This window comes from Rhodobacter sp. Har01, assembly GCF_020564565.1.
In the GTDB taxonomy this organism is placed as follows: domain Bacteria; phylum Pseudomonadota; class Alphaproteobacteria; order Rhodobacterales; family Rhodobacteraceae; genus Pseudogemmobacter.
The window spans coordinates 1-5,077 of record NZ_JAJCTD010000022.1; the positions used below are offsets into that span (position 1 = coordinate 1).

General features: G+C 59.9%; 3 protein-coding genes and 2 pseudogenes. 1 reads left to right on the plus strand and 4 read right to left on the minus strand.

The features are described from left to right. A partial coding sequence (locus LHP98_RS19125; RefSeq protein WP_227254144.1) for an IS5 family transposase occupies positions 1-791 on the plus strand: 791 nt, incomplete at its 5' end. A 719-nt stretch (positions 792-1,510) separates the two neighbouring features. Here LHP98_RS19125 and LHP98_RS19130 read toward each other — a convergent pair. The 4 genes and pseudogenes from LHP98_RS19130 to LHP98_RS19145 all read right to left on the minus strand — a co-directional run. Continuing rightward, entirely contained in the window at positions 1,511-1,996 is a 486-nt protein-coding gene (locus LHP98_RS19130; RefSeq protein WP_227254146.1) for an integrase core domain-containing protein, read from the minus strand. A 153-nt stretch (positions 1,997-2,149) separates the two neighbouring features. Then, a pseudogene (locus LHP98_RS19135) lies at positions 2,150-3,000 on the minus strand (IS110 family transposase); the annotation flags it as partial. 123 nt (positions 3,001-3,123) lie between these two features. Beyond that, positions 3,124-4,062, minus strand: coding sequence for a calcium-binding protein (locus LHP98_RS19140; RefSeq protein ID WP_227254145.1), 939 nt, complete (start codon positions 4,060-4,062; stop codon positions 3,124-3,126). Between the two features lie 220 nt (positions 4,063-4,282). Continuing rightward, positions 4,283-5,077: pseudogene (locus LHP98_RS19145) on the minus strand (hypothetical protein); the annotation flags it as partial.

Genomic DNA, 5,077 nt, shown 5'->3' on the forward strand with positions numbered 1-5,077 from the left:
GTTCGGCAGGCGCCTTCGTCGTCACGAGGTTCTTTCTCATCTCCACCTCCATGTGGGGTCAAGATGAGCCGCAAACCCTCCGCCACGCAATCACGCCAAACTGTTCCATGGGTGCTGATGCCGGACAGCCTGACTACACAACCTTGTGCCGTCGGCAGAAGACGCTGGCGGTCCAGATTTCCTACCGGCGTGCCGATGGGCCGCTGAACCTTCTGGTGGACAGCACTGGCATCAAGTTCCTCGGCGATGGCGAATGGCAAGCCCGAAAGCATGGCATTCAGGGTCGACGCCAATGGCGCAAGGTGCATCTGGCCATGGACACAGCCACTTCGGACATCTCCGCCGTGGAATTCACCCCCAACATCGATGGCGACAGCCCGGTCTTGCCGGAACTGCTCGACCAGATCCCCGGGGGCGAGGATATCGGCACTGTGACCGCCGATGGTGCCTATGACACCCGCCGCTGCGAAACCGCCATCATCGACCGCCAGGCCACGGCGATCATCCCGATCCGCAAGAACGGGCGGCCCTGGAAAGAAGACTGCCCGGCCGCAGTCGCCCGCAACGAAACCCTGCGCGCCACCCGGCACTATGGCCGGGCCTTCTGGAAGCGCTGGACCGGCTATCACGCCCGCAGCCGGATCGAGGCCAAGATGCGGTGCCTGAAAGCGCTCGGCGAGTGCATCGCCGGTAGACATCCCGACAACCATACCGCCGAAATCCAGATCCGCGTCGACCTCATCAACCGCATCAACGCACTCGGCACCGCCGAGATTGTCCGCGTTGCATGAACTCAATCGGGCAAGGGGGCGTCACGCCTCAAGCGTCAGTTGCGCAACAACGCCGGTCAGGAGCCGGCCCGGTTCGTCGTGCGGTGAAGGGCCTGGGATGGCTTGCTCATGCACCCCGACTAACCGCATAGGACTCACGCTGTGAATCGTCTCCGGTCCGTGTTGCGCAACAACGCCGCTTCATTGCCGAAGATCGTCGAGAATCCAATCTTCGAGCGTCTTCTGATCCTTACTTGGTTGGCCTGGAAAAGGTACAACGTTTGAGTACTGGCCTTCGAAAGAGCCGTGACAGCCGGACGGAGTGTCCGTCAGTTCCCTTCCGATTGCTGCGCAGAGGGTGTCGATATGAGGTTGAAGAGATTTGATTCTGTTTATTCGGATGAAGACCTGCAAGTCTCTTGCAACGCTCGCAAGAAAGCCATCAAACACTCCATGCGTCATAGCCGAAATTCCTGTGCTGCCCTTGTTGGCACACTAGAACTCTCCTGGTTAAGCACGCGTTAATGAGCCGCACCACAGATGGGTGCTGTTGCCGAACTTGGTCTGCAGAAGATTCACATTTTGAATCCATGCTGTTAGCTGTTCCATCCCGGATGATCGCATAGACTCTCGCCGCTCTGCACTGTTCATGGCAAGGTGGCTCCTGCGCGAGGTTCGGGACGGGATTCGAACATGCTGATCTCTCAGCACAAGTATCGAACCAGCGGAATCTGCACAGGTCAAGCCGCTAATGCGAATGCCTCGGCGGGGGTCTTCCTGTCCGCCACCTGATGTCGGCGGCGATGGTTGTGGAAGGCAATCCGGTCGCCGATGGCGCGGGCCGCGTGCTGCAGGCTGTCGTAGCGCTGGCGGTGGATGGATTGCTCCTTCAGCGTGCGGAACACGTGTTCGACCATCCCGTTCTGCTGCGGACAATGCGGCGTGATGAACTCCTGTTTCAGCCCATAGCTGCGCACCAGCGCGGTATAGCGGCGGCTGGTGAAGACCAGGCCGTTGTCGGACCTCAGCTGGAACGCGCGCGTCACCTTGCCCAGGGTGCCGAACCGGCTGATCAGGGCATGCTCCAGTGCGCTGGCGGCGGTGCTCGCCTTGCCGGAGCGTGACAGATGCCAGCCCGGAAGCTCGCGCGTGTGGCAGTCGATCACCAGGGCCAGCGTGGTCCAGCCGTCGCGCCCCAGCCGTCGCACCCCGTCCAGACCCGGCACAGGTCGGTCGACCAGCGCTCGTTCGGGGCCGCCGCCACGGACGGAATCGCCTCGATCCGGGGCCGCATGCCGATCGGTCGCTTGCGGACCTGCCAGCCGGTGATCTGGAAGATCCTCTGCACGGTGTTCCTGTTGAAGCCCAGAATCCAGGCCACGGTGCGATCGCCGAAGGGCACCGACGATCAGCAGCCGACTAATGTCGCGCTGGCCCATCTTCGAGGTCCGGCCCAGCCGGTCCTTGCCGCCGCTCGAGTGTTGTCGCGGCGTGAGGCCGACCCAGGCGGCGAAGTCCCGCCCCTTGGAGAAAGTCTCCATCGGTGGTGCGAAAGTGGTGATCGCCGCCGCCGTTACCGCTCCCACTCCCGGGATCGTCGTCAGCCGCCGTGCCGTATCGTCAGTGGTCACGCGCCTGCGCGGATCGGCGTCAAGGCCCGCGGTCTTCCCGGCCAGCTCGGCGATCTGGTCCAGCAGCAGTCGCGCCAAGTCGCGCACTGCTGCTGGCAGCACGCCGTCATCGCCGTCGATAATGGCTGCGAGGCGCCGGACCGGTGGGGGCCACGATGCCCCGCTCGGCCAAGTGCGCGCGCAAAGCAATGATCGTCTGGGTCCGTTGGCGAACCAGAAGATCGCGGGTCCGATAGGCCATCGCCGCCGCCTGCTGGGCCTCGCTCTTCACGGCGACAAACCGCATGGTTGGCCGCGACGCCGCCTCTGAAATCGCCTCGGCATCGGCCATGTCGTTCTTCTGGCGCTTCACGAACGGCTTCACATAGGCGGGCGGGATCAGCCGCACCTCGTGGCCAAGGCCGCCGATCATCCGGCCCCAGTGATGCGCTGGCACAGGCTTCCATCACCACCACACACGGCGGCTGGGCTGCCATGAACGTCAGCAGCTGCGCCCGCGTCAGCTTGCGGCGAAACACAACCGAACGGTCAGACCCGGCGCCATGCGCCTGAAACACGTTCTTGGCCAAATCCAGGCCGATGATGCGAACCTCTCCCATGGACGCTCCCCTCCGTAGCGGTGCTTGAACTCCCGCCACCTTGGCACATCGATGCCGCCGGGGGGCGTCCACCCCATCGCTTACCACCTAACCGCATGGATTCACGGTGTGAATCCATTCCGGTCAGCGTTGTGCAACAACGCCCGGCACAAGTCGGACAGCGCTACCGTCAATCTGCCCATTTACCGCTACAACGAGTTCTCCACCGACAAAGATTTTCGACACCTGCGCTTCGCTATCGAAGTCAATCGAGATCTCCGGTTCTTCGCTCCTCGTCGCGTCGTACACTATGCTGATTTGGTCTTCGGATGGATCGAAATCGTCAATGATGGTGTTTGCTTCTGTGAGGGACGCAGTTTGATCTAGGACGAAAGTATCTGAGCCAGAGCCTCCATTCGCTCGATCACCATCGCCAACGAACAGAAGATCATCGCCATCTCCGCCAAACAACAGGTCGATGTCGTCCTGGCCTTCAGGGAAGGCACCGAAAATCGTGTCATTTCCAGCGTTGCCCTCGATGGTATCGAACCCTTCTGAGCCAAAGAGCTGATCGTTCCCGGAGCCGCCTGCTAGCCAATCATTGCCGTGTCCGCCGTCCAATGTGTCGTCTTCGGAATATCCGAACAATGCGTCGTTTCCACGGCCTCCTGACAAGCTGTCATTTCCGGCATTTCCGTTCAGAAGATCGTTGCCAATGCCACCAAGTATGGTGTCATCGCCTTGCTCCCCATGAAGCACATCGTCGCCAGAGTCTCCCTCCTGCAAATCGTTCCCATCTCCGCCCCAAATGTAGTCGTTGCCACTGCCCGCTTGAACCGTGTCATCACCCGGACCTGCATCAATTCGATCATTGGCTTCGCTTCCCGCCCATATGTTATTGTCTACATCATCAAGAAGAGAACTGCCGGTGCCATCCAGCGGTCTTTCATCAGTCTGGTCTTCACCCTCTTCCCCCTCGTTTAACGATTCGTCGATCTCTTCTTTAGAGTTGCTCAATCCAAGCATAGCATCGGCCACAATACCGGCGAACATTGCCCCAAAAATCCCGAGAACCGTCAGCATGCTGTTATTTCCAACCAAGCAGATAGGGAGCCAGAGTTACGGCGAAACACGTGACGCAGGGAGTACATTGATAGTCGCCGCAACCTCAAGCATCTAACCAGGAGTGTGGCCGCAAGACATGAAGATTGATCTAATGGTGTCCATAAAGATTTGAGCATGCGGTATGTTTGAAGTAGAAGATTCGTCAAAAGAGGAACTCTTTTCCCTCAAAGTGCGCCATCTAGAACACGCAAAAGTCGGCCGCTGACAACGCAGTCCCAGGTTCGAATACAGCGAAGAGCACGGAGTCGGCCGAATCAATGCCGTCTGAGTCGTAGAAGAGGTTTCCGCTGCCTATATCATAGACCAATCTGTGCGCATCGTTTTCCGCGGTATTCCCGATCACAAAGACTTCCTGCCTCTGGAATCCGGTCGCGAGTTCAATGAAGACATTGCAATGGAGAAGCAGAGTGTCATCTACGGTCGAGAAATCAAATAGTCGGTCGATATTCTCTTTTCCAAGGCTAGTGTTGAAGACGAAAAGGTCGGCGCCTTCTCCACCCCAAAGATGGTCGTTACCCGGGCCTCCTTCCACGGTGTCGTTGCCCGGGCCTCCTTCCAGGGTGTCGTTGCCTGCTTGACCATAGAGCCGATCCGAGCCCCGGGCGCCGAGCAGATGGTTGGCAGCTGCATCGCCAAACATGGTATCATTCCCCAGGCCCCCAATCAGTCCCTCGATGCCGACGTATCTGTCGCCCTGCGCCGCTCCGGTATTCAGGGCGGGGTTATCCAGACGAATGATGAGATTGCCCCAGTTGGCGTCGTCGTAGCGGGCGTAGTCGATTTCCTGCCCGTCTCCGCCAATAAGGCGGTCGGCGCCTTCGCCACCCCAAAGATGGTCGTTTCCCAGGCCTCCTTCCAGGGTGTCGTTGCCTGCTTGACCATAGAGCCGATCCGAGCCCCGGGCGCCGAGCAGATGGTTGGCAGCTGCATCGCCAAACATGGTATCATTCCCCAGGCCCCCAATCAGTCCCTC

Coding starts and splice junctions, on each gene's coding strand:
- LHP98_RS19140 (WP_227254145.1), bottom strand. CDS start 4,062: ATGCTGACGGTTCTCGGGATTTTTGGGGCAATGTTCGCCGGTATTGTG.